The following is a 24,986-nucleotide window of genomic DNA, read 5'->3' as shown; positions in this document are numbered from 1 at the left end:
TTGTTTGCCGACTTCGCTGTCGCGGCTAGAATTGCTGGCCTATGACCGGTCGTCCTCCAGTAGTACACGGTGGGCAACAAACGTCACGCTACCCCAGTAACTGCGGACGCGACGCAACGAAGCGGGCGAGTTACCCACCTCCCTGCGCCGCATCGGCCAACAATCGGTCGATCTTTCGGAGCGCTTTTGGATTATGCCGCACACGAAGTGCGGCTACGGGCGCGCTGGAGAAATGCGAGCGTGCTTTCAAGGTCTATGATCCCGGCCTGGCTACCGAGCCCGGTCGCGTTAAGTGCGGAGGAAGCCTGGCCCAGTCGTGTTGCCTCCTCTGGGTTCAGCCCTTTAATAATGCCTGTCGCAAATCCCGCGTTGAAAGCATCTCCGCACCCACAAGTGCAGACGACATCAATGTCGAACGCTGGCATGTGAAACCGGGTGCCGTCAATGTGGTGATAGTACGCTCCGTTTTCTCCCATCGTCATAACTGTGCACTGAACGCCCAGATCGTTGAAGTATCGGCCAATGTCCTCTTTTGTCCGAAGACCGGAAAGCGCCTGAGCCTCCTCAATGGAGGGGATAAAGTAGTCGGTAAAGGGCAGAAGGCCTGCGACATTCGCCATGTCCTTTCTGTCGGCGGCAAAAACATCCAACGTGGTGATGCGGCCGCGGCGCTTTGCTTCCTTCATCAGTTTAAAGCTACGCTCACCGTCCATGCGATCCATCAAGCCAGTCCCACCCATGTGAATGACCTTGGAGTCCAGGACCTTGTCGTAATCTTGTTCCGATACGACGAATGCGCCTGTTGCGCCGCGCATGTGCAGCGCAGGCCTTTGTCCATCCGGACGAGTGGTCACAATTGAGGATGATGTGCCCACACCTTTGCAAGTCTGCATCATCGAAGTGTCAACAGCGAACTGATTCAAGCGACGGATGACCCAGTCGCCCATGAGGTCATCGCCTATGCCGCCAACGGCAAGAACCTTCAAGCCGTATTTTGCTCCAACAATTGCTGCCGCCCCGGCTGCCCCGGACACCGCCATCGTCACTTCTTCGATGAAATAGGTATTCCCCCCCGGTGGGATCTCTGTAACAGGCCGTCCCAGGCAGTCGAAGGTATAAAATCCGATCGAGGTGTAGTCATACGTCATAATCTTCTCCTCCCGGAAGCCAGCTGCCTGCTGCTTCCACTTCAGTTTGGTGACAATAAACCTCCCATACGGCAAGCCACCCTGCTCGCCGCAGCAAACGACCTGTGTATTCTGACGCCCCCCTTCCGGTTCTAGTCGTCGAGCAACCGCTCGCCGACCTGTTCGTCAGTTATAATCACCTGCGGCGACAGCATCTTCATGGCTGCTTTGAAGATACCAAGCTTGTGCCAACCGCCTGAGGCGAGAACGATTTTTCGCGAAGCACGAATGGCTTGCGGGTCCACCGCCACAACCCTTCGGTTCACTTCATGATCGACAATTTTTCCATCTGCATCGATGAATCGGCATAGAACGTCGCCTATGGCACCCGCGCGCTGCAGCGAGACAATTTCTTCCTTGTCGAGCAAGCCGTAGCTGACGAAGGTCGAAGTCGGCGACAGGTCTCCGACGCTGACAATCGCGACGTCAAGATTTTCCGAACGGCGGAACACCTCTCTGATGCCGGGATGCGAGAGCAGAGCTTCGCGGGTCCGCTCATCCGGAGCGAACACCGGCGCCGCGATCAGGTAACTCTCAGCTGAAAGTCTGTCTCCAAGACGCCACGCAAACTCAGACGGATTAAATTTGCTGACCTTCGTCAATCCACCGAGCAGCGACACCACCGAAAGGCCCGCATCCTGCTGTTGCGGGATGGAAGGAAGGCACGAACTCAGCGTCTTGCCCCAACCCAGCCCGATCGTCATATTCTCGCTCAGGAGATCGGTGAGGTACTCGCCGAGCACACTGCCAATGATTTCCGGGACCATTTCTGGCTTCTGCGGCATGGGTACGATAATCGCTCGCTCGAGCCTGAATTTCCGTTCGAGTTCGCGTTCAAGCGCTATGCAGTGGCTGTTTTTGGAGACCACCCGAATCTGGACTGTTCCGTCAAGCCGGGCCGCGGCCAACATCCGAAGGACACGTGTGCGCGCCAGTCCCAGTTCCTGAGCAACCTGATCCTGGGTGAGCCCTTCCTTATAGTAGAGCCAGGCAGCCCTTGTCCGTAGATCATCGTTAAGATCAGACATCAATTTCCTGCTTTCTTATCGAAATTGTTCCAATCTGCCTATAAAGGACCGGGGAATCGATTGCCACAAGCCTCGCAATGCCGCCGGGGATTTCAATCCCGGCGCCTGAAGAGATCTACCAGGACCGCGATGAGTACGACGCCGCCAACGATGACACGCTGCCAGAAACCGGAGACGTTGAGAAGAACCGTTCCATTTGCCAGCACAGTCAGCAGCATAGCGCCGAGCATGGTCCCGACAACGGACCCTTGCCCGCCACGCAGACTGGTGCCGCCGAGAATCGCCGCGGTAATTGCGCCCATGAGCCACCCCTCCCCGACCGACGGCTGACCGGCATCCATGCGGCTTGCAAAGAGAATCCCGGCAAGAGCGGCAAACATGCCTGCAAGCCCGAAAACCATGAATTCCACGAACTTCACCTTGATTCCTACCAGCACGGCAGCATCGCGATTCCCGCCGACGGCAAAGATATTGCGACCAAACCTGGTCTGCGTCAGAAGCCATATCAGGAGCACGCCAGAAATGAGGAACACGAGGACCGGAATTGGGACAGAGAGGATTTCGCCTTTTCCAAAAAAGCCGAACGTTTCTCCGAGCGGCCGGATCGGGTAGCCCTTGGTAATAACCATCGTAAGGCCCGCGAAGATTTCCCACGTGGCAAGAGTGACGATAAACGGGTTGAGGCGCAGGCCGGCGACGAAAATGCCGTTGACCAGTCCGAGACACAGGCCGAAGGCCATGGTCAGAGGAATGACCAGATATGGATGCACACCGAACATCGTCAGAAGTAGGGAGCCGACGATGGCGGACAGCCCGGCGGCCGCTCCCACGGACAGGTCAATACCTCCGACAAGCAGCACAAGTGTCTGTCCGAGCGCGACCAGACCGACAAAAGCCGCCTGCCGTGCCACGACCGACATGTTGTAGGACGACATAAAATTGTTCGTCGCTAGTGAGAGCACGACCATCAATAAAATTAGGGCAACGAGGATGCCGCTGGCTTCCCATCGCCAGAACCTGGTCATCAAGCCCGCACGCTTTGCCTTGACGGGAGCAATTGTAGCAGTGATGTCATTTGTCATTTGTCTGACCTTCCCGTGTCTAGCTCATGGCAAGCTGCAGAAGAGACTCCTGCGTCGCGGTTGCCGCAGTAGGAATTCCCTTCACTTTGCCTTCGTGCATGACGACAATGCGGTCGGACACATCAATGACTTCTTCAAGCTCGGAGGATATGAAGACAATCGAAAGCCCTTCCCTGTCGGTAAATCGTCGCAGTTCGCTTTGAATTTCGAACTTCGCTGCCACATCGATGCCCCGGGTCGGCTCATCCATGATCAGGACCCGCGCGTTGCGCATCAGCCACCGGCCAATAATCACCTTTTGCTGATTGCCGCCGCTGAGGCTTGTGATCCGGTCGCCCGGTGACGAGACCTTGATCCGAAGCCTTTGGATAAATCCATCCACTTCACGTGCCAGGTCTGATGCTCGTAAATGCAGCAACGAGCCAAAGCGGTCGAGCGACGGCATGCTCATGTTCTCGGTAATGCTGAGGAGTGGAAAAATCCCCTCCTGCTTGCGTTCCTCGGGGAGGTAGGCAAGACCTCTGGAGATGCAATCATAAGGGCTGCGCCGTTCGAGACGCTGGCCGAACAGTTCAACCGTGCCGCTATCGGCTTGGGTGAGGCCAAAAATGCACTTGGCGACTTCGGTTCGTCCTGCGCCGATAAGGCCTGAAATCCCCAGAATCTCACCCCGATGCAAATCGAAACTGACGTCCTCGAACTCTCCATTGCGGGTTAGGCCTCTAACCTTAAGAACAATATCGCGATCTTCGATGTTCTTGTGTGGCGCTGGATTCCCGCGGCCGACAACACGACCCGCCATCGCGCGCACCATCTCATCCTTGGTAGTGGTCTTGGGATCGAGTTCGCCGGCATACGCCCCGTCCCTTAACACGCTGATCCGGTCCGAGAGCTCGAGAACCTCGTCGAGCCGATGAGAAATGTAGAATACCGCCCCACCTTCAGCGCGAAAACGCCTGATGTAGTCGAACAGCTTTTCGGTTTCACGCGACGTCAAGGTCGCGGTCGGTTCATCGAGAATGAGAATGCGCGCGGATGTGGCCGCTGCCCGGGCAATCTGCACAAGCTGCTGTTGCGCCTTACTCAACTGGAAAACCTTGCTGCCGGGATCGATCCCCTCGTCGATTTCGTGCAAGTGGCGGACGGCCGCCTGCCGCGTCTTCTTCCAGTTAATTGTCGGACCGACAGTCTTATGGGCGCCAAGCATGATGTTTTCTGCCACTGATAGATCCGGAACGAGATTGATCTCCTGGGGAGCGATACTGATTCCCGCGGTCTGTGCATCCAGCGGCTTCCCGAAATCGATCTGTTCGCCATCGCAATGAAGGGTTCCCGCCGTTGGCCGCACCTTCCCGCAAAAAACACTCATCAACGTGCTTTTTCCTGCACCGTTTTCGCCGATGATCGCATGAACCTCGCCTTTGCCGATTCCGATCGATACGCCCTTCAGGGCATGAACAACGCCGTACGCCTTGCGGATATCGCGAGCTTCAAAAATAAATTTTGTCATGAGCAACCTCCAAGGTGGCGCGCGCAGGAGGCGCGCCACTTGATCCTGCGTCTACTTGCAATCGACCTTGGTGATAAACCGGGAGCCGGTGTCGTGGAGCATCGGGATTGTATGGTTCTGGTTGGTCGCGACGAGATACTTCACCGTCCAATAGCCCATGTCCCACTGGCGCTGTGCTTTGAGCGCAGTGATCGTACCGTCGCAAACGGCATCGACAGCTTCCGGCAGATCGTCCATCCCGACGATCGCGACCTTGCCCGCAAGACCCGCATTCTTGACAGCGCGGGCAGCGCCGATCGGGTTGGAAGCGTTAGAACCAAAGATACCGGCGATGTCCGGATTTGCCTGAAGCGCGTTCTCGGTCAGTGTCACCGCATCTTCAAGGATATCGTTGTCGGGCTGTTCGAATACGATCTTGACGTCGGGGTAGCTCTCAAGTGCCTTCTTGAAGCCCTGGATGCGTTCGACGTGGTCAGAGGCCGTCAGGCTCCCCGCAAGAATGCCGACCTTGCCTTTGCCGTTGAGATGCTTGGCAACGAATTCCCCGAGATCGAAGCCGTCCTGGTAACTGCTTTTGGGACCGACAAACGGAAATTTGTCGTCGCAAAACGAGTTGAAAGTCGTGACGTGAATGCCCGCAGCCTTCGCCTCAGTCAAGAGTTGAACATTGGTTGCCTGATCGAGACACGCAACGGCCAACCCGTCAGGCTTTCGACCGATATTGGCCTCGATGCGCTGGTTTTGATCGGCGACGTCAGCCTGGGGCGGCTGATCCCAGATGATATTGATCTTGATGCCGGACTTGGCGAACTCTTCTGCTGCGAACTTGCTACCTTCAGCAACAACATCATACCAAGGGTGAATGACCTTCGGTATGAAAACGAATGTCAGTTCCTTATCTATCGGTTTGATCAGATCTTGCTGGCTCTGCCCATGAGCACCACTTGCGATCGCGACTGACAGCGCCGCTGCACTCATCATAGTCTTGGAATGTTTCATTTTCGACCTCCCACTTGAACCTCTACGAAATGCACCGCCAGGCACCATCAACCCGCGAAGCGGCCAACTTTCCCGCCCCTGCGACGGAAAGGTGGCCACACATTGGGTTGCTCCTCCTCGAGCAACGCCACAACCTGTCCTGACAACCGAACTTTTATAAAGATGATAATATAAATGTTCAACATCGTCCGTTTGTCAACTATGTTTTGTGCGTCCGTGAAACGGACTTTCGGCCGATGGATTGGCTGCTTAATGGCAAAGACCGGAGATAACCCCAAAAAAGGCGGTTCCCCGCAATTTTATCTCGCACAAAAATTGAATAAATGTATTCTAGCTACAACATATGTTCGAGTTGTGGAGGAATTCATGAAAGCTGGCTTGCTAAAAGCGCCGAATGAACTGTCGTTCGAAACCGTTCCCGATCCCGTACTCGCTGACGGCGATCTTCTGGTACGAGTCAAGGCGGCGACGGTCTGCGGCACCGACATCAGGATTTTCCGCGGAAGGAAAACCGCCGGCGTTCGTTATCCATCAATCCTCGGCCATGAGTTCGCCGGAGAAGTTGTCGTCACTGGCGATCATAGCAACTTTGCCTGTGGCGATGCCGTCGCCGTGTGTCCCGCAATTCCGTGCGGGAGCTGCGACTACTGCAAGCGCGGCTATGAGAATATCTGCCGGAACCTAACGGCAATCGGATACGAGATCGACGGTGCTTTTGCAGAATACATCCGAATCCCGAAACGAGCGGTCGAAACCCAAAACATCTTCAAGATTCCCGAGGGAGTGAGCTGGGAGAAAGCTGCGCTCGTCGAACCGCTTTCGTGCGTTTTGAATGGGCAGGAAAAAATCGGTATCGAGGTCGGTGATACTGTCGTGATCCTCGGCTCTGGCCCAATCGGATTGCTTCACGTCAAGCTCGCGCGCCTCTCTGGTGCCTTTAAAATTATTGTGAGCGAACCAAGCGCCTCACGGCGTGATGCGGCGATTGCCGCAGGGGCCGACATTGTCGTAGATCCGTCGAGTGAGGATCTGCAGGGGATAGTTCACAAAGACACCAAGGGACTAGGAGCTGACAAACTGATCGTGGCCATCGGTGTGACGAAACTTGCAAACGATGCCCTGTCTCTTGTCCGTCATCGCGGAAGGATCAGCCTGTTCGCGGGCTTCTCGTCTACCGACATGGCAATGATGGATGTCAATCTCATTCATTATAACGAACTCGTCGTAACCGGGTCTTTCGGCCTTAATCGTCTACAGTTCGAAAAGTCGCTCAATATGATAGCAGCAGGCCAAATCGAAGTGGATTCCATGATCACCCACCGGTTCGACCTCAACGATATCACTGCAGCACTCGAAACCGCAGAAAAGGGAAGCGCCGTCAAGGTCGCCGTCGTAAACGCATGATGATGGTTGCCAATCGTCTCGACTCACTAAAGAGCCACTACCCTGTCGTCATTATCGGTGGCGGCATTAACGGATGCGGAGTCTTCCGTGACCTGGCAGCCCAAGGGGTTGACTCGCTGCTAGTCGAAAAAAATGATTTTTGCTCTGGTGCGAGCGCTGCCCCCTCACGCCTCATCCACGGCGGTATAAAGTATCTGGAAACCGGCGAGTTTCGACTCGTGCGCCAGTCCGCGAGAGAGCGGAATCTTCTCCTGAAAAATGCCCCCCATTACGTTAAGCCCCTTGAGACGGTGCTGCCGGTTTATTCGTTGTTTGGCGGCATTCTCCCCTCTGCGAAACGCTTCCTGCGGCTAAACGCCCCAATGAATGACCGCGGCGCGATTATAACCAAAATTGGCCTGAGGCTCTATGATCTGTTTGGCCGCCACTTCCAAACCATGCCCAACCACCTGATGCTCTCAAAATCATCTATTGCGTCGCTTATGCCCGAGCTGACAAAGCGGGTGGTGGCGGCGGGGATCTACTACGAGGCACGCATCTCCCACGCAGAGCGCCTCGGCCTCGAGCTGCTGCTTGACGGCCAGGAAGACAATCCCGAAGCGCGGGCGCTGAACCACGTATCGCCGTCGGGAACGGCTGGCGGCGAGATTATTTTGACGGACACGCTTAGCGGGGCGACGGCGACGGTGACTGCGGATATCGTGGTCAACGCGGGAGGAGCCTGGATCGACGCCATCAACGATAAGCTAGGCGTGGTCTCGAAACACATGGGTGGTAGTAAAGGTTCTCATTTGATTGTCCGCAACAAGCGGCTTTATGACGCGCTTGGCGGCCGAATGGTCTATTTTGGCTCCGCCGACGGACGCGTGAACCTGCTTTATCCCTTCATGGGGAATGTGCTGGTCGGCTCAACAGACATTCCGGTTAATGACCCTGACGCAGCGTTTTGCGAAGAGACGGAGAGGCAGTATCTTTCGCACATAACCCGGGAAGTCTTCCCCGACATTGAAATTCAGGGCAACGAAGTCATCATGACCTATTGCGGTGTTCGTCCGTTGCCACGGACCGAGCGCGTTGACCCGGGCGCTGTCACCCGGGATCATTCGATCGTCCGCGACCTCGCGCCAGACGGACGCACTCCAATTTACTCTCTCATTGGTGGAAAGTGGACGACCTATCGGGGTTTTTCTGAAGAAGTCACCGATCTTATCCTTAGCTTACTTTGCCGAGACAGGTTGCGGTCGACGCGCGATCTGCCGATCGGCGGCGGCCGGAATTTCCCGACGGATGCTGCAGCAATCCACCGCTTCAATGACGAGCTTTCGCAGATCACGGGTTCGCGCGACAGGGCGGCCGACCTTTTTGCCCGGTACGGGACACGGTCAAACTTGATCGCGGACCAAGCAGGCAATGTGCCGCTGCAGTCACTTCCCTCATATGGTCGCGCCGAGCTTTCGTGGATCTGCCGCAACGAAGGTGTTGGTAGGCTCGCCGACCTTCTGTTTCGCCGGACGGACATCGCTCTTTCGGGGCACCTTTCGGCCGGTGTAATCGCCGAGGTAGCTGAAATTGCAGGCGATGCGCTTGAGTGGGCGGCTGAACGGCGGCAGAATGAAATCGACGCGACTTTGCAAGTGTGTCATTCTCACAGCATAGCGATTTCGTAATAAGGAAAGATATTCCGGGAGGACCGAATTCCATGCCTCTGTCTGTCGTGAGGGAGTTGAAAAAGAGCGTTGGTGACCAATTGCGCGGTGTGCGCCATCTCGTTCGACTACTGGGGTCGGACACGCAAAGGCCCCATCTGGCGCCGCCGGTCCTGCCAAGCGCACTGCCTGAGGTGGATCGCATTTTGGGAAAGACCTTTCGCGCTGTCGATAACGTCATGAGCGCCGTGGAAACGACGGTTCGTCCGCCCGCAACAACTTTTCGTGGCTTCATTCCGTTGGAAGATTATGCGCTCCTGCATCGCCACGACGCGTTTCTAGAAGACATCTATAGCGGTCTGAAAGCCGCAGTCGCCGTCGCGCGGTCCAACGAGTTGATCTTGAAAAGCCGCCTCGCCGCCGTCGAGGCGGATGTGATGAAAGACTTTGTTTTGTCCTATCGCCGCGAGGAGCGTAGTGCCGTGTTCCTCCGCTCTCTTGTTCGCCGGGTCCCTTTGGTTGATGTTTGCGGCGATATGAACTCGGCACGGGTCCTGAAACAGTACGTTGCCCTGTCCCTTCTCTTCGGGCTTGCCAACAAGGACAGTTTATCCGAGGCAGAGGCGTCGTCTCTGGTCGAGGACGCGTTTTTGCTCGCCAACACGAGGATCGAGATTATCGGAACAATTTTAACGGGAGACTACGCGGACGTTCAGCTCATCTCGACGCTTGGCATGCTGCTGGATCATCTTGCCTAGGGAGAACAATTGACCCCTGCCGGCGATATTTGTACAGTTACGTCCTGTGCAGTCGTCCCGCTTAGGGGCCGGGCTTCCTCGTTGCCGAGGCGCTGGGAAACCCCGCACATTTGAGGTGCCTAAATGGAAATTCTTTCACAAGACGAGATGAACGCGTTACCGGATCTTACTCACCGGCTGCGTCAGCTCCGGTGGTTTCGCCGGGCGTTCGGATCTTGTGTGGAGGCTCTCGATAAACGTTATGGTCTTCAGACAAAAGTTGATGATGAGGTGCTGGCGCAGATCTTCATCGACTGGGCAGAGACTATTGAACAGAAGAAGCGGTTAGCTCTTGTCGACCGATCCGACTTCATCAAATTCTCCGGCGGAAAGATGCTGCAGGCCTTGATCAAGGCCAATCCCGCCTCGGTGCAACTCCATAACAGGGACAGCCTGCCCGAAACCGTCGCCTTCTGGCCGGAGGGATTCCTCTACACGAACTTCTGCATCAGCGCTGTCAACGTCGTCCATCTCCAGGAATTCGGCCAGGCGCTTGCCCTTACGGAGAGCGTGGACGATATACGGACGTGGTGGTCATTCCGCGAGAATACACAGGAGATGCCGGCCTACGCGATCGCGTTTCTTGACCGATTTTTCGGCATAGAACCGAACTGGGCATTTCCAGACTTACCAGAGGCTCGGGCAGCGATGATTGAAGCCGCCTCACACAGGAACTTGCTCTCGACTGATGAAAAACTGGCGTCATCCGACAGTTGAGCAGGACCGGCGGCGAGTCCGCTCATAGTCCCTGCTTAAAGGTCTTGAGGCGCTCGAAATCATCGCCAGCATGATGCGACGAGCGCGTCAGCGGGCTGGAGGAGACCATCAGGAAGCCCTTGGTATAGGCGACCGTCTCATAGGATTTGAATTCCTCCGGCGTGACGTAAGCCTCGACCTTGTGGTGCTTGCGGGTCGGCTGCAGATACTGGCCGATAGTCAAGAAGTCGACGTCGGCGCTGCGCAGATCGTCCATCAGCTGCAGCACTTCGTTTCGCTCTTCGCCAAGACCGACCATGATGCCTGATTTGGTGAACATGGTGGGGTCCAGTTCCTTGACCCGCTGCAACAGGCGGACCGAGTGGAAGTAGCGCGCGCCGGGACGAACCGTCAGATAATTGCCCGGTACGGTTTCCAGATTGTGATTGAAGACGTCGGGCTTGGCAGCGACGACACGCTCCAGCGCGCCCGGCTTCTTCAGGAAGTCCGGGGTCAGAATTTCGATCGTGGTGTTGGGAGACGCAGCGCGGATCGCCCAGATCACCTTTTCGAAGTGCTCCGCGCCGCCATCGGCGAGATCATCTCGGTCGACAGAGGTAATGACGACGTGGCTGAGGCCCATCTGCTTGACGGCCTTGGCGACGTTTTCCGGCTCGTCCGTGTCAAGCGCATTGGGCTTGCCGGTCGCGACGTTGCAGAAGGCGCAAGCGCGGGTGCAGATCTCACCCATTATCATGAAGGTCGCGTGTTTCTTGTCCCAGCATTCGCCGATATTTGGACAGCCGGCTTCCTCGCACACCGTCACCAGCTTGTGACTGCGCACCAGTTCGCGCGTCTCGTGGTAGCCCTTGGATGTCGGCGCCTTGACGCGGATCCATTCCGGCTTGCGCATCACCTCGGTGTCGGGCTTGTGCGCCTTTTCCGGGTGGCGGATGCGCTGGCCTGCGGAGGTGAGATTGGTGCGGTCGATAATTGTAGCCATTAGACCGCCCCACTAATTATGCGTTCAGCACACGTCCGTAGGCGTCGAGCACGCTTTCCTTCATCGACTCGGAAATGGTCGGATGCGGGAAGATCGTGTGCATCAGTTCCTCTTCGGTGGTCTCGAGGTTCATGGCGACCACGAAGCCCTGAATGAGTTCGGTGACTTCCGCACCAACCATGTGCGCGCCGATCAACTCGCCTGTCTTCTTGTCGAAGATGGTCTTGACCATGCCCTGATCTTCACCGAGCGCCACGGCCTTGCCGTTGGCCGCAAAGGAGAAGCGGCCAACGCGAATATCGCGGCCCAGTTCCTTCGCCTTGGCTTCGGTGAGACCAACAGAGGCGACCTGTGGGTTGCAATAGGTGCAGCCGGGGATCTTGAGCTTGTCCATCAGGTGAACATTCGGCAGACCGGCGATTTTTTCAACGCAGATCACGGCCTCATGCTCGGCCTTGTGGGCGAGCAGCGGCGGGCCGGCGACATCGCCGATGGCGTAGACGCCAGGCACGTTGGTCTTGCCGTAACCGTCGATGACGATGAAGCCGCGATCGGTCTTCACGCCGACGGCCTCAAGGCCGATGCCTTTGATGTTGGCGACGACGCCGACAGCCGAAATCATCCGGTCAGCGGTGATCTTCTCGGACGAACCGTCCTTCTTCTCGAGCGTCGCAGTAACCGAATTAGCAGCCTTCTCGACCTTGGCAACCTTGGTTTCCAGATGGAACTTGATGCCCTGCTTCTCCAGCTGCTTCTTGGCGAAGGCAGATATCTCCGCATCTTCGACCGGCATCACCTGGCTCATGATTTCAACGACGGTAACGTCGACACCCATGGTGCGGTAGAAGCTGGCGAATTCGATGCCGATGGCGCCGGAACCCATGACGAGCAGCGACTTCGGCAGTTCTTCCGGCTTCATTGCCTCGAAATAGGTCCAGATCAGCTTGCCATCCGGTTCGATGCCTGGAAGCGCGCGCGGGCGGGCGCCTGTGGCGACGATGATGTGCTTGGCGGTATAGGTGCCCTCGCCCAGCGTGTTCTTCGGAACCGGGCCCATCGGTTCGACGGGCTTCTTCTGGGTCTTGGAAACTACGATTTCACCGGGCTTGGTGATCTTGGCCTCGCCCCAGATGATATCGACCTTGTTCTTCTTGAACAGGAAGCCGACGCCGTTGTTCATGCGGTGCGCGATGCCGCGCGAACGATCAACGATCGCCTTGACATCAGGCTTGATCGAGCCTTCGAGCGTCAGGCCGTAATCCTTGGCGTGCTGAGCCGTATGCAAGACATCGGCAGTGCGCAACAGCGCCTTGGTGGGAATGCAGCCCCAGTTGGAGCAGATGCCTGCAAGGTGCTCGCGCTCGACCACGGCAACCTTCATGCCGAGCTGGGCTGCGCGAATCGCGGCAATATAACCGCCCGGTCCCGAACCGATGATGATGACGTCATAAGATTGAGCCATAGGAAATGCCCCTCAAGGATGCAATGTCGGGGCGCCTTGGTGAGCGGCCCGCGGGATAGGGTTGCTCCCGTCGCTTGGGAGTGGACGGGAGCACGGCTGGCATCGTTAAAGATCAGGCCAGCATCAACATCGGACGCTCGATATAGGCCAGAAACGCACCAAGGAGATCCGCACCGAGAGCGCCGTCAACCGCACGATGGTCAGTCGACAGGGTGACTGTCATCATCGTGGCGCCCGTTACCTCGTCCCCGACTATGATTGGACGTCGCTCGCCAGAACCGACCGCGAGGATTGTGGCGTGGGGCGGATTGACGATGGCTGCGAATTCGCGGATTCCGAACATGCCAAGGTTCGACACCGCACCGGTACCTCCCTGATATTCCTCCGCCTTCAGTTTCCCGGCCTTCGCGCGTGCGCCAAGGTCTTTCATTTCGGCCGAAATGGCCGACAGCGTCTTGATTTCGGCACTACGAACGATCGGCGTGATCAGACCGCCAGGAACGGACACGGCCACACCGATATCCGCATGGCGATGTTTGAGCAGCCCTTCATCCGTCCAGGATACATTGGCGTCCGGAACCTTCCGCAGCGCCATCGCGTAAGCCTTGATGACCATATCGTTGACGGACAGCTTGAATTCAGGCTTTCCGTCCACCACCGGTGCTGCTGCATTAAGCTCCGCACGCAATCCCAGAAGCGCGTCAATGTTACAATCGAGCGTCAGGTAAAAATGCGGCACGGTCGATTTTGCCTCGACCAGCCGGCGAGCAATGGTCCTGCGCATGTTTGTGTGTGCAAGTACGTCATAACTTCCTTCGGGAAAGAGCTTGCGAACCTGATCGTCCAGCGGCGGGCTGGTCACCGATGTTGCGCTCTGGGAATCCACTTCTCCGCTCGGCTCAATGCTCTTTCCATTTCTTCGATGGTTGTAGATATCTGAGCGGGTGATACGCCCGTGCGGGCCCGAACCCTCAACAAGCGACAAATCGATCCCGGTGTCACTTGCAAGTCGTCGGGCAAGGGGGGTTGCCCGAACTTTGTCTCCCGCGGGTTTTGTCCCTGAAGGCGCAAGAGGCTGTGACGGCACGGTCTTGTCCGAAACGGCCGTGGAAGGCGCGACAGGAACGTCGGCGGGTTGCGATGCCGGAACACTCGTGTCTGCCTCACCTTCCTCGTAAATCCAGGCAACAGCTGCGCCGACGGGAATATCCACACCCTCCTGGCCGGTAATATTGCGCAGGATGCCACTTGCGGGAGCGTCGATCTCCATCGCAGCCTTGTCGGTTTCGATCTCGAAAAGCACATCGCCTTTCTTAACCGAGGCGTCATTGCCGAAAAACCACTTGGAGATCCGGCCGGTCGCCATGTCCATGTCGACCTTGGGAAGTATGACCTCGACTGGCATGATCAGCGTACTCCCTTCACTAGGTCGCGAGCAGCAGTAATGATGCCTGGCACCTGCGGAACTGCGGCTTTTTCAAGCTCAGGATTGTAGGGGATAGGTGTCTCGGATCCGCCAAGCCGTATGATCGGGGCATCGAGGTAGTCAAACGCTTCGCTCTCGGCGATCATGGCACTGAGTTCGGCGCCGACACCCAGTGTTTTGACGCCCTCGTAGACGCACATAAGCTTCGATGTCTTCTTGACGCTTTCGATGATCGTCCCCCGGTCGATCGGACGGATGGTGCGAAGATCGATAACCTCGATATCGATGCCTTCAGCGGCGAGCGCTTCCGCCGCCTCAAGCGACTTGTGCACCATGATGGACGTGGCGACGATCGTCAGATCCTTACCCTGCCGTCGGATGTCGGCCTTACCGATTGGAACGGTGTAGTGACCCTCTGGCACCGGCCCCTTCATCTTGTAGAGCAGCTTGTGCTCGAAAATCATGACCGGGTCGGGATCGGCAACGGCAGCAAGCAGCATGCCCTTGACGTCATGAGGGGTCGCCGGCTGGATCACCTTCAGTCCCGGGACATGTCCAAGCCAGGCCTCGAGGCTCTGGCTATGCTGGGCGGCCGCACCAGTGCCAGACCCGGCCGGAAAGCGCATAACCACAGGAACAGACACCGCGCCGCCCAGCATGTAGCGCATTTTGGCGGCCTGATTGACAATCTGTTCCATTGCTAGCGCCGCGAAATCGGAAAACTGGAATTCGAAGATCGGGCGCAGACCGGTGACGGCCGCACCGACGGCGACGCCCGCGCCGCCAAGTTCCGAGATTGGAGTGTCCATGACACGATCAGGTCCAAAACGATCGATAAGATCGCCGGTAACCTGAAACGCGCCGCCATAGACACCAATGTCCTCGCCCATCAGGATAACGCGTTCATCTGCTTCCATGGCGATCGCCATGGCTTCCTGGATCGCCTGCGAATAGCTCAATTCTCTGACAGAGACATCCATCACGCGTGCTCCGTGTAAACATAATCTTCGAGGTCGGCGACATCGGGGGCGGGACTTGCCTTTGCGAACTCAATGCCGGCGGCAATCTCCTCTTCGACCGAAATCCGGATCGCGCCCAATTCTTCAGCGGTCGCGATACCAAATTCGACAAGCTGCGCTTCATACCGCTCAATCGGGTCACGATTGGTCATCCAGTCGTCGATCTCGTCTTTCGTGCGGTAACGATTTCGGTCGCTCTTGGAATGTCCGCGGTAACGATAGGTCTTGCATTCGATGAGGCTCGGCCCCTCGCCGCGCCGGGCACGTTCAACCGCCTTGTGCGACGCTTCCGCAACGTCGGAAAGGATATTTCCGTCGACAATAACCCCCGGCATGGAATAGGCGGCAGCGCGATCAGCGATATTGGGGACCGCAGTCGAGCGCTCTGTGGAGGTGGACATGCCGTACTTGTTATTTTCGCAGACGAACACAACGGGCAGTTTCCATACAGCAGCCATGTTAAGAGCTTCGTGAAACGCGCCCTCATTGTTGGCGCCGTCGCCAAAAAAGCAGACCGCGACCTTGCCGGTCTTGAGCCGTTTGGCCGTCAGCGCCGCACCGACGGCGATAGGGAGGCCACCGCCAACGATGCCGTTAGCGCCAAGGTTGCCTGTCGCCACGTCGGCAATATGCATGGAGCCACCGCGGCCAGCGCAGTAGCCGGTGGTCTTTCCGAAGAACTCCGCGAACATCCGCTTCACATCGGCACCCTTGGCAATGCAATGTCCATGGCCACGGTGTGTTGAGGTGATCTGGTCGTCTGTGCCAAGCGGCATACAGATGCCCATGGCGCTTGCCTCCTGGCCAATGGACAGATGCATCGTGCCATGTATGAGACCGCGCATGTAGCTTTCTTCGGCACCTTCCTCGAACTTGCGGATGAGATGCATCTTGTAGACAGCATCAAGCAACTTTTCGCGGGGGTACTGGCGATAAATGAATGGCAGGTTGGCGCCGTCCGAAACGGGTGCAACCTGAGTTGCCGTGGTTTTGGCCATTGTCAGCTCTCCTTGCCGTAGACGAGTGCATCCTGGCGGGCGCGCAAGGCAGCAATTTTCGAACCGGGCACCACAGCTGCGTTGGCGTAGGTGATCAGTTCACCCTTCTTGATCGGGGCAGTGACGGTGCCATGCTGCAACAGTCCGCACGGGATGGCCTTGCTCGTCCTTGCTTCCCCTGCCGTCATGATCCAGGCACGATACGTATACTCGCCGATCGCATCGAGTCTGTCGCCCGGATTGAGGTCCTTCTTGGCAACCGCACAAACCTCGGCGACGGGTTTCGACAGCGGCACCATATCCGCTTTGCCGTAGAGAACGGCTCGCGCGCATGTCAGCGGCACTTCCAGTGACGTCAAATGATAAGGACGATGGAAGGTGAAGTAGGGACCCTTGCCCATCTTCAGATCTTCCATCCGCTCGCTGACGCGCGGATGCGACATATCTGCGACGACAAACACGCCGGGGGCTACGCCTTTGCCGATGGAATAATCCACGACGCCAACGCGAGACAGGACACCGCCATCTTTTTCCGGCACAAGCGCCGAGGACAGTTGGTCAAGCGTCGCCGCGGGCCCGTGCATGCCGGGCTTGTCAGGAACAAGACCGGTAGCGTTTGAGATCGCTGCCATTTCGACCATCGTCTTTGAACCGTCGACAAACTCGACGAGCATGCGGACGTTCATGTGACGGCGTGCAGCTTCCTCGGCGTAGTCGTCGGGTATCGCATCGATGTTGAGTGGATTGTTCTTGCCTTTACCAGCGGCGACGATTGGGTGCCCCATAGCCGAAACAAACTCGATCAGTTCCATGCACGAGGACGGCTCGTCGCCCGCGCCAAGGGAGTAGATGACACCAAGACGCTCGGCTTCGCTCTTGAGATAGGCGCCGATGGTAACATCAGCCTCCACATTCATCATCACGAGATGCTTGCCGTGCTCCATCGCGGCGAGGCCGATTTCCGCTCCGACGCTGGGGACACCCGTCGCATCGATGACGACGTCGATGAGGCCGCTGTTCAGGATTGTGTCTGCGCTGTTCGTAACGGCAACTTTGCCCGCTTCCATGGCAGCGTTGAGAGTATCAACCGAGCTGGCTTCCCTATGATGACCATTATCCTGGAAAGCGATGTCCACCGCCTTCTGGGCGGCCGCCAGATTGAGATCGCAAATCGCTCCGATTTCGATGCCGGACATATGCGCGACCCGTGTCACAATATCAGTCCCCATTTCACCGGATCCGATGAGGCCAATGCGGATAGGGCGGCCGGTCCCAGCGCGCGCAACTAGGTCACGCGCCAAACCTGTTGGCGCGACGTTGATAGCCATTGAATTTCCTCCCAAGGCAAAATTATCGGTGACTGGATTATGAGTATCAGTACATTTGTCTTTCTGTCAACACGATTGTTCATGTTCGTGCAGGCAGACTTCGCTTTGACGAGCAGCCGACCGCCACCTTCGATGTTCAAGATCGACGGTCCGAGCGGCTTCGCGCAGATCACCTGTGACAAGAAACGTGAACGGAAGGTACGCGCAGTGGATCGTTCTCCTGCCAACGCAGAAGGCCACAACGACAGAAGTAGTCGGACGATCTTCGTCGGCTATTTGAAAGTAGGTTGTTCCGCACCGTTCTTGAGAAGGGTACGTGCGCTGTGTTCGTCCGTAATCAGGACTGTCGGCTGGACAAGCCGCATTGCGCCCAGCATGGCCTCGGCCTTGTCGGTGCCGCCCGACGCCATTATACGCAAAGGCGCGCGACGGATACGATCAACATCCACCGACATTACACGATCATTGATGGAATGCTCAATGAGCTCGCCATTCCGGTCGTAGAAATGAAAAAGCAAATCCCCGACAGCGCCACGATCTGCCAATTCCTGCCGCTGTTCCTCGGTGAGAAAGCCGCCACGGTAAAACGTTGTCGCAGAATCGATACCGCCGACGCTGACGATCACGGCGTCAAGCGTGTCCGCCATGTCGAAGATTTCCTGTATACCACAACGCGAAATAAGAGCGTCCCTCGTTGCGCTGCTATCGACCACCGCAGGCGCGGGAATGAGGTACCCCTCGCCCTGAAAGGATTGGGCGAAGCGCCAGGCAAACTCTGCGGGATTGAACCGGCGGACCCTGCTGACCCCTCCTAACAAGGAAATGACATTGAAGTCGCTCAGGGAGCGACTGTTGATAGTGGCGAGGGACGCGAACAATGTTCGTCCCCAACCGACCCCTACGGTCATGCCCGGTTTCATTGCCTCCGACAAAAATACGCCCGTCGCCGCGCTGATCGAAGGGATCGGGTCGGCTGCGGGATCTGAGATCGGAGCGACGATCGCTTCATCGATACCGAACATCGCTTCTAACTGCCGTTCAAGACCAACAGTTTCGGAAAGCTCGCCTTCGATGGCGATTTTCACCTCATTGCGGCTGCGCGCGTCTGCCAACATTCGGACGACGGTGACACGGCCGACGCCAAGGACGTCGGCGATGTCGTTCTGGGTCATCTGCTCCACGAAATACATCCAGGCCGCACGAATCCGCATCCTGTCGTTTCGCCCACCCTGTGTCAGCGCAGGCGCAGTTTCCTGGCTTGTATTGGCAGGAGACGATGTATTTTTTTTGGTTCGAGCCACGCGTCCTCAAGAATCCCTACAATTGACCTATAGGTATGTCTATCAACACCGCGCACAGATGGAAATGAACAAAATGACTAGGGTGTACTGATCCCCAAAGCATCGATAATGCATTTCTTGGCTCTTGGGATCGATGCGGCACTCATGCTGAGTTCGGTAAGGCCCATTCTCAAAAATGTGGGAATGAGATCTGGGCGCGCCGCAGCCTCGCCACACATGCCGACCATGATTCCGGCTTCGATCCCAGCCCTTGCAGTCATTTCGATCGCTGCAAGAACCGCGGGATTATTGACGTTGTTGAGTTCCGCGACCTGCGGATTCATCCGGTCCGCTGCCATGACATATTGCGTCAGATCATTCGTGCCGATCGAGAAGAAGTCCACTTCCTTTGCCAAGGACTGAGCGATCATCACCGCTGCTGGAGTTTCAATCATTACACCGAGACCGAATTTTTGAAACGCGACACCCGCACCGGATAGTTCCTGCACGCACTCGTCTATAAGCAGACGCGTGCGTCGGACTTCATCAAGCGTCGACACCATAGGAAGCATGACCTTGACGTTCCCATGGACTGCGGCACGGAGCAACGCCTTCAGCTGCGGCTTGAAGATATCCGGCCGATCGAGGCACATCCGAACACCACGCCACCCAAGGAACGGATTTTGTTCTACGGGAAATGCGATGCCCGCAACGGGTTTGTCGCCACCGATGTCAAGCGTCCTGATGATGACAGGATCGGGGGAAAACGCTCTCGCCGCCTCGCCGTAGACTTCGTATTGCGCATCCTCGGAAGGCAAACCACCATGTTTCATGAAAAGCAATTCGGTGCGGAACAATCCAATACCCATCGCTCCGGCCTCACGGGCCGTTTCGATCTCCTCTAGTGAACCGACGTTTGCGGCCACTTCGATCAATTTGCCATCAGCGCGCTTGGGAGTAATATCCTTAAACAGTTGAAGCCGTTTCTCCTCCTCGGCCGAATGCGCAATCCTGATCTCGAAGGCAGTTCGTGTGGCCTCGGATGGATCCGCGATGATCTGCCCGGTGCTACCATCCAACGCAATGTCCTTCGCGGTTGCCAAATTTCCGATCGCCCCACCAAGCCCCAAGACCGCAGGAATGCCGTGGGCTCGTGCTATAATCGCAATGTGCGAGGTGGCTCCGCCATGTGCGCAAACAACGCCTTTCACCAGTTTTAAAGGTGCGCGCGCCAGATCCCAGGCCCCGATATCATCTGCGACGACAATCGACGGGCGGTCGATCTCATGAAGCCCAATGTCGCGCTTGCCTGTGAGTGCGAGACAAATCTGCCTTGCAATAGCCTTCACATCGTCGGCCCGGGCATTGAGATAGACGTCCGACACACGCCCAAAGGCAGCCGCGGTAGCCTCGGTTACGCTAAGCACCGCATCCACCGCATTGTAGCCTTGCGAGATGGCTTCAACGATCTCCTCGTTGATCGCGGGATCACCAGCAATTTCACAAAGCGCCGTGATGATGCTCCGGTCGGTCTCGGAGAGATTCTCGCTTGCAAGCTCCGCTTCCATCGACGTCTGAACTGTTGTTACAGCCTGACGGAAGATTTCGATTTCGCTCGGAATCTCGCTATCCTGAAGACGGCGATGCGTAGGACTAAAAGCCTCGGGAAAATAATGGAAGGCGCACGCCAATGCCACGCCCTCGCTCGCGGCGATTCCGCGGATGCCGTCAGGTTCGACTGCAACACCCGTCTGAAGTTCGGTTGGCCCTTCGTCAGTTGCCGCGGCGGAGGCGCTTTCGTCGCCGAGACCTGAGTGAGGGTCCGCCAAGAACGCCACAAGAGCGTCAAGTGCGGCCTCGGCGTCGGCGCCATCAGCACGAAGCGTAACCGTATCATTTTCCTTTACCGCCAAAAGCATCAGTTTGACTGAACTCTTTGCACTTGCGGATTTGGTGCTCTTTGAGATCTCGACATCGCTTTCAAAGCTCTTGGCGAGTTTTACAAAGCGGGTCGCAGGACGAGCGTGCAGACCTTCGTGCACGCGCACGATCGTGGAACGTTCCATGGATTTGTCTCGCAAAATTGTACGCGATCGCGTCAGGCGCCGATCGTGATGGTTTGGCCAATGGCCAATGCTGTTTTCAACTCATCAATATCCACGGCGGCGGCACAAATTTCGCCGGGCCGCTCGGCACTGGTTGCGTCATTGAAGTTGATGACCACGTGACCGAGGTCGATGATTTTTTTCCAAGCCAAATCGCCAACTGCGGTAATCCGCGTTTGAAGTCCCCCGATGGCAATGGTCGTCCCGATCGCTGGAGCTTCCGCGACAGGCCCCTGATCCGGCTTGTGAAGCACCGATACCTCTGAGAGTTCGGGTGGCGCGCCATCGGCGAACAATATGAGCACGCCGCCATCGGCAAGTTCGGACACGTCTGGCCCGATAAAAGTGATATTAGTTCTCAAATGGGCCATGATCTCCTCCATCTAGCCTTGGTCGCCGAGCACAAAAAGGGCTAGGCAGGGGCAGGCGGCCTACAATAACACCGGCCGCCTGGTTTCGCTCAAAATACCACCAGACTGACCAGCCAGGCGAGCAGCACGGATACCGGGCCCATGATCTGGCGGCTAATCAGAACCGCGGGCACGCCGATTTCGATCGTTTTCGGTTTGGCCTCGCCAAGCGCCAGGCCGACCGGCACGAAATCGCAGCCGACCTGAGTGTTGTATGCAAACAGCGCAGGAAGAGCCATGGCCGGAGCGATGGTGCCGTTTGCGATCTGCGGCCCGATGATGGCCACCCCGACCACCTGCGCGATGACCGCGCCTGGCCCGAGAATCGGCGAAAGGAAAGGAAGGCCACAGATAGCGGAAAGAATAAGAAGGCCGACAATGTTGTTTGCCAACGGACCCATCGGCTGCGCGAGCACGTCGCCGATTCCGGTGTATAGAATAAGACCGATCAGCATTGTGACGAATGCCATAAACGGCAGTACGTTACGGACAACCTGATCGATGGTGCGGCGGCCGGAGTTAAAGAAGATGCCGACAACACGGCCCATCACGCGCCCTATTCCCGCGATGAGGTTGATGAACCCACCGCTCGACGATTCCACCGCGGCAGAGACCGCGGCCGTCGGAGCCGATGTTGGCGCAGCCGATGCTGTCGGTGCGTTGCGAGCAGTACCCGTAAGCGGCTCCGAGCCGTCAGCCAACACGACGTCCTGTTCGCGGACGCCGGAGACATAGATATCCTCTGTGATGAACTGAGCGAGCGGGCCAGCCTGACCCACAGGCGTGATGTTGACAGTCGGGATGCGCTTGCGCGGATAAACGCCGCACCGGGCAGTGCCGCCGCAGTCGACAACGACAATTGCCATCTCCCCTTCGACGGGGGGCGAGCGGAAACCGTCAACTGCCTCCGCACCCGTCATGTCGGCGATGCGCTGGGCAAGTGGGTGGATACCGCCGCCGGTCACAGAGACCACCTTGTTGCGCTGGGTCGTCGGCTGCACGACAAGCGGCCCGCCCCATCCCGATTTGCCGCGCGTAATTTTTACCGCCTTGTATTCTTTTGCCATAACTTGTCCTCCCCTTCGGCCTTAAAGCTCGACACCCTGACGACGCGCCATAATCATGGTGATGCGTTCGGTCAGAATTCCCTTGAGCAAGATGACAACGAGGCCCACGATCGCGTACCAAATCGCCATTTGAATGTGGTATCCTGAAGCCACAACGCCTTTCCTTTCCAATTCCTGTAAAGCCACGAGGACGCCGCCCCAGACGAAATATTCACCAGGATTGATATGCGGGAAGAGACCAAGAGGCGGATGAACATAAGACACCGCTGCATCGTAGAAGGCGGGCTTATGTTTCTCTTCAAGGAACGACCCGAACGTGTAGGCCATCGGGTTGGTCAGAAAGAAAACCGAAATCAGCGGAAGAACAGTGTAGCGTGTCAGGGCAATACGGCCGGCACCTCGAGCAACGCCATGCACGCGCTCTTCTCCAACTAGCTCGGTAATCGCGTAGAATGCGGTCATCAGGACGACAAGGGTGGGAATAATCCCGGTCACAAAACCCGCGAAGACTTCGCCGCCCTTTTGAAAGATGCCAATGAAGTATTTTCCGACATTCGCGAGCCAGCCAAGTTGCTCTTCCTTAGCCACTGTATCAAGCTTCTGCTTGAACTGCTCAACGGAAATGTCAGGCGACGCCTGGGCCAATATCACGAGTTTGTCGCCTGCTGCTTTGAAAGCGAGCTTTCCATGAATGGCAGCGTCGGTCAGAACTGATCCGACATCATGATGGTTAATTTGGCTGCCATAGTCAGCCAACATAGAAACAAGCATTTTTTCCTCCCGATGCCGTTACAACACGGCGTTCTCCCAAAAAAACCACTATGCTAGGCGGTCTGCATGTCGCGAGCGATGCTCCGCTCTCTCACCGCCTCCACTTGTGAAATTGCCAAGGCGATTGCGGCATCAACGCAGCTTTGATCGCTCTTTGTCCGTTCGTTCTTCAGCGCTTCAAGGGTCATGCCCTCGAACTGCTGATTGCGTTGGAACTTGGCGAACACCGAGCGGCCGGTCATGGTCAGGAGCCTTTTGACCAAAAGGTCTGGGCCAATTACGACCATCGCGATAGCACCTTTTCGGAACCGACCGCGTGCGTGTCCAGCTCCAACGAAGCCGTCATTAAACTGGTGTGTGATACCTTTGAATACGTCGGTGTAGTGCTGCATTTGCCGCCATACACCAAGCGCCTGGACAGCCCAAACAACACCAAGCCCGAGCAGAGCCCATTGCCAAATTGCCATTCGTCACCCTCCCAAGAGCCGAACAAAATTTCCGGATGCCCAAAATGAACATTTGTCTTTATGAATGTCAATATGTATATTTCATCGGACTTCAGGAGGAGAAGGCCGAGGAACTAGCAGGGAGGGAATTTTGACCCAGAAACTGATTATATTTGATTGCGATGGGGTGCTCGTTGACAGTGAACCCCTGGCAGCAGAGGCTTACGTTCGCGTTTATGCAAAACAGGGGCTTCCGATAACACCCGAGATTATCGCGCAGTGCGTGGGCATGAAGCAGGCAGATATCATACTGCGTGTCGAGCAACAGACGGGCTACAGCCTTCCGCTCGCAGGTGAAGCCGATATCTGGCCACAGACAATGGCGGTATTCAAAGAAAGGTTGAAGCCAGTTTCCGGCATCAGGGCCTTCCTGAGAAACCTGACTTCGCCCTGTTGTGTCGCGTCATCGTCCTCAATCGAGCGGATCTATTTTAGCCTCGAGACTACCGGCCTTCTGGAGTTTTTTGATCCCTATATTTTCAGTTCGTCGATGGTGAGCAGAGGAAAGCCTGCCCCCGATCTTTTCCTTTTCGCAGCGGGTAGAATGGGTATCGGTCCCGAGAACTGCATCGTGATCGAGGATTCGGCCTTCGGTGTTCAAGGTGCGGTTGCTGCCGGTATGACAGTTGTTGGCTTTACGGGTGGTAGTCACACCACCGCCGACCACCGGGACAAGCTTTTGGAAGCGGGTGCGACATTCGTCATTTCGAACTGGCGTGAGGCTGAGACATTTTTACCCGTAGCCGGGAGATGATGTGGTCACGAAAAGCGGGGGGGGGGGGAAGTCGGCACCTGCACGGTTTTCCTCCTCGCCACGTCGACACTGATTTTAGGCATTGAGTGCATTTTCGCGCCCTGACCGGCGACAACCTTGCAGCAATCCTACAAGTCCAAAAAATAGGTGATCTTTTGCGTATTAAAAAAATTCTTTGTGCCAACCGATCCGAAATTGCGATCCGAGTTTTCCGAGCAGCCAATGAGCTTGGGATCAAAACCGTTGCGATTTGGGCGGAGGAGGACAAGCTGTCCTTGCACCGCTTCAAGGCGGACGAATCCTATCAGGTTGGCAGGGGGCCGCATCTCGCCAAGGATATGGGGCCGATCGAGAGCTATCTTTCGATCGAGGAAGTTATCCGCGTGGCGAAGCTCTCCGGAGCGGACGCGATTCATCCCGGTTACGGTCTTCTGTCCGAAAGCCCTGAGTTCGTGGAGGCCTGCAACAAGGCCGGCATCACCTTCATCGGGCCGACGGCGGACACGAT

23 protein-coding genes are annotated in these 24,986 nt (G+C 56.8%); 6 read left to right on the top strand and 17 right to left on the bottom strand.

Going from position 1 to position 24,986, the window contains the following annotated elements; translation table 11 throughout:
- Positions 1–191: 191 nt before the first annotated feature.
- The 5 genes from ACFVTJ_RS24880 to ACFVTJ_RS24860 form a co-directional block, all read right to left on the bottom strand.
- Positions 192–1,148, bottom strand: coding sequence for a carbohydrate kinase family protein (locus ACFVTJ_RS24880; protein WP_386911194.1), 957 nt, complete (start codon positions 1,146–1,148; stop codon positions 192–194).
- Positions 1,149–1,279: 131 nt separating this feature from the next.
- Positions 1,280–2,215 carry a sugar-binding transcriptional regulator gene (locus ACFVTJ_RS24875; protein ID WP_386911193.1) on the bottom strand — a complete coding sequence of 312 codons (936 nt, stop codon included), beginning with the start codon at positions 2,213–2,215 and terminating at the stop codon, positions 1,280–1,282.
- Between the two features lie 92 nt (positions 2,216–2,307).
- Complete coding sequence (locus ACFVTJ_RS24870; RefSeq protein WP_386911192.1) at positions 2,308–3,297, bottom strand: ABC transporter permease; 990 nt, start codon at positions 3,295–3,297, stop codon at positions 2,308–2,310.
- Positions 3,298–3,316: 19 nt separating this feature from the next.
- Positions 3,317–4,807, bottom strand: coding sequence for a sugar ABC transporter ATP-binding protein (locus ACFVTJ_RS24865; RefSeq protein WP_386911191.1), 1,491 nt, complete (start codon positions 4,805–4,807; stop codon positions 3,317–3,319).
- A 51-nt stretch (positions 4,808–4,858) separates the two neighbouring features.
- A complete protein-coding gene (locus ACFVTJ_RS24860) occupies positions 4,859–5,905 on the bottom strand; it encodes a substrate-binding domain-containing protein (protein WP_386911190.1) in 1,047 nt (348 codons plus the stop codon).
- Between the two features lie 153 nt (positions 5,906–6,058).
- On the opposite strand from ACFVTJ_RS24860, the gene ACFVTJ_RS24855 reads away from it, so the two are divergent.
- From ACFVTJ_RS24855 to ACFVTJ_RS24840, 4 genes are all read left to right on the top strand, one after another.
- Complete coding sequence (locus tag ACFVTJ_RS24855) at positions 6,059–7,210, top strand: alcohol dehydrogenase catalytic domain-containing protein (protein ID WP_386911189.1); 1,152 nt, start codon at positions 6,059–6,061, stop codon at positions 7,208–7,210.
- Positions 7,207–8,877, top strand: a complete 1,671-nt coding sequence (locus ACFVTJ_RS24850) for a glycerol-3-phosphate dehydrogenase/oxidase (protein WP_386911188.1) — start codon at positions 7,207–7,209, stop codon at positions 8,875–8,877. Before ACFVTJ_RS24855 ends, ACFVTJ_RS24850 begins: the two co-directional genes overlap by 4 nt.
- Before the next feature lie 218 nt (positions 8,878–9,095).
- Positions 9,096–9,614, top strand: coding sequence for a hypothetical protein (locus ACFVTJ_RS24845; protein ID WP_386911187.1), 519 nt, complete (start codon positions 9,096–9,098; stop codon positions 9,612–9,614).
- Between the two features lie 123 nt (positions 9,615–9,737).
- Entirely contained in the window at positions 9,738–10,370 is a 633-nt protein-coding gene (locus tag ACFVTJ_RS24840; RefSeq protein WP_386911186.1) for a hypothetical protein, read from the top strand.
- A 22-nt stretch (positions 10,371–10,392) separates the two neighbouring features.
- On the opposite strand, the gene lipA is transcribed toward ACFVTJ_RS24840, so the two are convergent.
- The 12 genes from lipA to ACFVTJ_RS24780 all read right to left on the bottom strand — a co-directional run bounded on the left by lipA (position 10,393) and on the right by ACFVTJ_RS24780 (position 23,685).
- Positions 10,393–11,352: a lipoyl synthase gene (gene lipA, locus ACFVTJ_RS24835; RefSeq protein ID WP_386911185.1), complete on the bottom strand. Its 960-nt coding sequence runs from the start codon at positions 11,350–11,352 to the stop codon at positions 10,393–10,395.
- Positions 11,353–11,368: 16 nt separating this feature from the next.
- Positions 11,369–12,814 carry a dihydrolipoyl dehydrogenase gene (lpdA, locus tag ACFVTJ_RS24830; RefSeq protein ID WP_386911184.1) on the bottom strand — a complete coding sequence of 482 codons (1,446 nt, stop codon included), beginning with the start codon at positions 12,812–12,814 and terminating at the stop codon, positions 11,369–11,371.
- A gap of 112 nt (positions 12,815–12,926) precedes the next feature.
- Positions 12,927–14,219 carry a dihydrolipoamide acetyltransferase family protein gene (locus ACFVTJ_RS24825; RefSeq protein WP_386911183.1) on the bottom strand — a complete coding sequence of 431 codons (1,293 nt, stop codon included), beginning with the start codon at positions 14,217–14,219 and terminating at the stop codon, positions 12,927–12,929.
- A 2-nt stretch (positions 14,220–14,221) separates the two neighbouring features.
- Complete coding sequence (locus ACFVTJ_RS24820) at positions 14,222–15,220, bottom strand: alpha-ketoacid dehydrogenase subunit beta (protein WP_386911182.1); 999 nt, start codon at positions 15,218–15,220, stop codon at positions 14,222–14,224.
- Positions 15,220–16,257 carry a thiamine pyrophosphate-dependent dehydrogenase E1 component subunit alpha gene (locus ACFVTJ_RS24815; RefSeq protein WP_386911181.1) on the bottom strand — a complete coding sequence of 346 codons (1,038 nt, stop codon included), beginning with the start codon at positions 16,255–16,257 and terminating at the stop codon, positions 15,220–15,222. The genes ACFVTJ_RS24820 and ACFVTJ_RS24815 overlap by 1 nt, the downstream gene beginning before the upstream one ends.
- A 2-nt stretch (positions 16,258–16,259) precedes the next feature.
- Positions 16,260–17,585 (bottom strand): NAD(P)H-dependent oxidoreductase, encoded by a 1,326-nt coding sequence (locus tag ACFVTJ_RS24810; protein ID WP_386911180.1) that lies wholly within the window; start codon positions 17,583–17,585, stop codon positions 16,260–16,262.
- A 272-nt stretch (positions 17,586–17,857) separates the two neighbouring features.
- Entirely contained in the window at positions 17,858–18,796 is a 939-nt protein-coding gene (locus ACFVTJ_RS24805) for a sugar-binding transcriptional regulator (RefSeq protein ID WP_386911179.1), read from the bottom strand.
- Between the two features lie 167 nt (positions 18,797–18,963).
- Positions 18,964–20,931 carry a phosphoenolpyruvate--protein phosphotransferase gene (gene ptsP, locus ACFVTJ_RS24800; RefSeq protein WP_386911178.1) on the bottom strand — a complete coding sequence of 656 codons (1,968 nt, stop codon included), beginning with the start codon at positions 20,929–20,931 and terminating at the stop codon, positions 18,964–18,966.
- Positions 20,932–20,963: 32 nt separating this feature from the next.
- Positions 20,964–21,341, bottom strand: coding sequence for a PTS glucitol/sorbitol transporter subunit IIA (locus ACFVTJ_RS24795; RefSeq protein ID WP_386911177.1), 378 nt, complete (start codon positions 21,339–21,341; stop codon positions 20,964–20,966).
- 89 nt (positions 21,342–21,430) lie between these two features.
- The gene (locus tag ACFVTJ_RS24790) at positions 21,431–22,447 is read right to left on the bottom strand and encodes a PTS glucitol/sorbitol transporter subunit IIB (protein WP_386911176.1); all 1,017 of its coding nucleotides are present in this window, start codon (positions 22,445–22,447) and stop codon (positions 21,431–21,433) included.
- Positions 22,448–22,468: 21 nt separating this feature from the next.
- Entirely contained in the window at positions 22,469–23,206 is a 738-nt protein-coding gene (locus ACFVTJ_RS24785) for a PTS glucitol/sorbitol transporter subunit IIC (RefSeq protein WP_386911208.1), read from the bottom strand.
- Positions 23,207–23,271: 65 nt separating this feature from the next.
- Positions 23,272–23,685: a transcriptional regulator GutM gene (locus ACFVTJ_RS24780; protein ID WP_386911175.1), complete on the bottom strand. Its 414-nt coding sequence runs from the start codon at positions 23,683–23,685 to the stop codon at positions 23,272–23,274.
- 127 nt (positions 23,686–23,812) lie between these two features.
- On the opposite strand from ACFVTJ_RS24780, the gene ACFVTJ_RS24775 reads away from it, so the two are divergent.
- Entirely contained in the window at positions 23,813–24,478 is a 666-nt protein-coding gene (locus tag ACFVTJ_RS24775) for an HAD family hydrolase (protein WP_386911207.1), read from the top strand.
- Between the two features lie 155 nt (positions 24,479–24,633).
- Positions 24,634–24,986: biotin carboxylase N-terminal domain-containing protein (locus ACFVTJ_RS24770; protein ID WP_386911206.1), on the top strand; the 353-nt coding region annotated here is incomplete at its 3' end.

This window comes from Agrobacterium sp. NPDC058088, from assembly GCF_042885035.1.
Lineage (GTDB): Bacteria > Pseudomonadota > Alphaproteobacteria > Rhizobiales > Rhizobiaceae > Agrobacterium.
Note: the sequence above shows the minus strand (reverse complement) of the source record. Positions and strands in the feature narration are given on the sequence as shown.

Bases quoted from the DNA above. Each gene is read 5' to 3' on its own strand.
- ACFVTJ_RS24880 (WP_386911194.1), bottom strand. From the start codon at position 1,148: ATGACGTATGACTACACCTCGATCGGATTTTATACCTTCGACTGCCTG.
- ACFVTJ_RS24875 (WP_386911193.1), bottom strand. From the start codon at position 2,215: ATGTCTGATCTTAACGATGATCTACGGACAAGGGCTGCCTGGCTCTAC.
- ACFVTJ_RS24870 (WP_386911192.1), bottom strand. From the start codon at position 3,297: ATGACAAATGACATCACTGCTACAATTGCTCCCGTCAAGGCAAAGCGT.
- ACFVTJ_RS24865 (WP_386911191.1), bottom strand. From the start codon at position 4,807: ATGACAAAATTTATTTTTGAAGCTCGCGATATCCGCAAGGCGTACGGC.
- ACFVTJ_RS24855 (WP_386911189.1), top strand. From the start codon at position 6,059: ATGGCAAAGACCGGAGATAACCCCAAAAAAGGCGGTTCCCCGCAATTT.
- ACFVTJ_RS24850 (WP_386911188.1), top strand. From the start codon at position 7,207: ATGATGATGGTTGCCAATCGTCTCGACTCACTAAAGAGCCACTACCCT.
- ACFVTJ_RS24845 (WP_386911187.1), top strand. From the start codon at position 9,096: ATGAGCGCCGTGGAAACGACGGTTCGTCCGCCCGCAACAACTTTTCGT.
- ACFVTJ_RS24840 (WP_386911186.1), top strand. From the start codon at position 9,738: ATGGAAATTCTTTCACAAGACGAGATGAACGCGTTACCGGATCTTACT.
- lipA (WP_386911185.1), bottom strand. From the start codon at position 11,352: ATGGCTACAATTATCGACCGCACCAATCTCACCTCCGCAGGCCAGCGC.
- lpdA (WP_386911184.1), bottom strand. From the start codon at position 12,814: ATGGCTCAATCTTATGACGTCATCATCATCGGTTCGGGACCGGGCGGT.
- ACFVTJ_RS24825 (WP_386911183.1), bottom strand. From the start codon at position 14,219: ATGCCAGTCGAGGTCATACTTCCCAAGGTCGACATGGACATGGCGACC.
- ACFVTJ_RS24820 (WP_386911182.1), bottom strand. From the start codon at position 15,220: ATGGATGTCTCTGTCAGAGAATTGAGCTATTCGCAGGCGATCCAGGAA.
- ACFVTJ_RS24815 (WP_386911181.1), bottom strand. From the start codon at position 16,257: ATGGCCAAAACCACGGCAACTCAGGTTGCACCCGTTTCGGACGGCGCC.
- ACFVTJ_RS24810 (WP_386911180.1), bottom strand. From the start codon at position 17,585: ATGGCTATCAACGTCGCGCCAACAGGTTTGGCGCGTGACCTAGTTGCG.
- ACFVTJ_RS24805 (WP_386911179.1), bottom strand. From the start codon at position 18,796: ATGCGGATTCGTGCGGCCTGGATGTATTTCGTGGAGCAGATGACCCAG.
- ptsP (WP_386911178.1), bottom strand. From the start codon at position 20,931: ATGGAACGTTCCACGATCGTGCGCGTGCACGAAGGTCTGCACGCTCGT.
- ACFVTJ_RS24795 (WP_386911177.1), bottom strand. From the start codon at position 21,341: ATGGCCCATTTGAGAACTAATATCACTTTTATCGGGCCAGACGTGTCC.
- ACFVTJ_RS24790 (WP_386911176.1), bottom strand. From the start codon at position 22,447: ATGGCAAAAGAATACAAGGCGGTAAAAATTACGCGCGGCAAATCGGGA.
- ACFVTJ_RS24785 (WP_386911208.1), bottom strand. From the start codon at position 23,206: ATGTTGGCTGACTATGGCAGCCAAATTAACCATCATGATGTCGGATCA.
- ACFVTJ_RS24780 (WP_386911175.1), bottom strand. From the start codon at position 23,685: ATGGCAATTTGGCAATGGGCTCTGCTCGGGCTTGGTGTTGTTTGGGCT.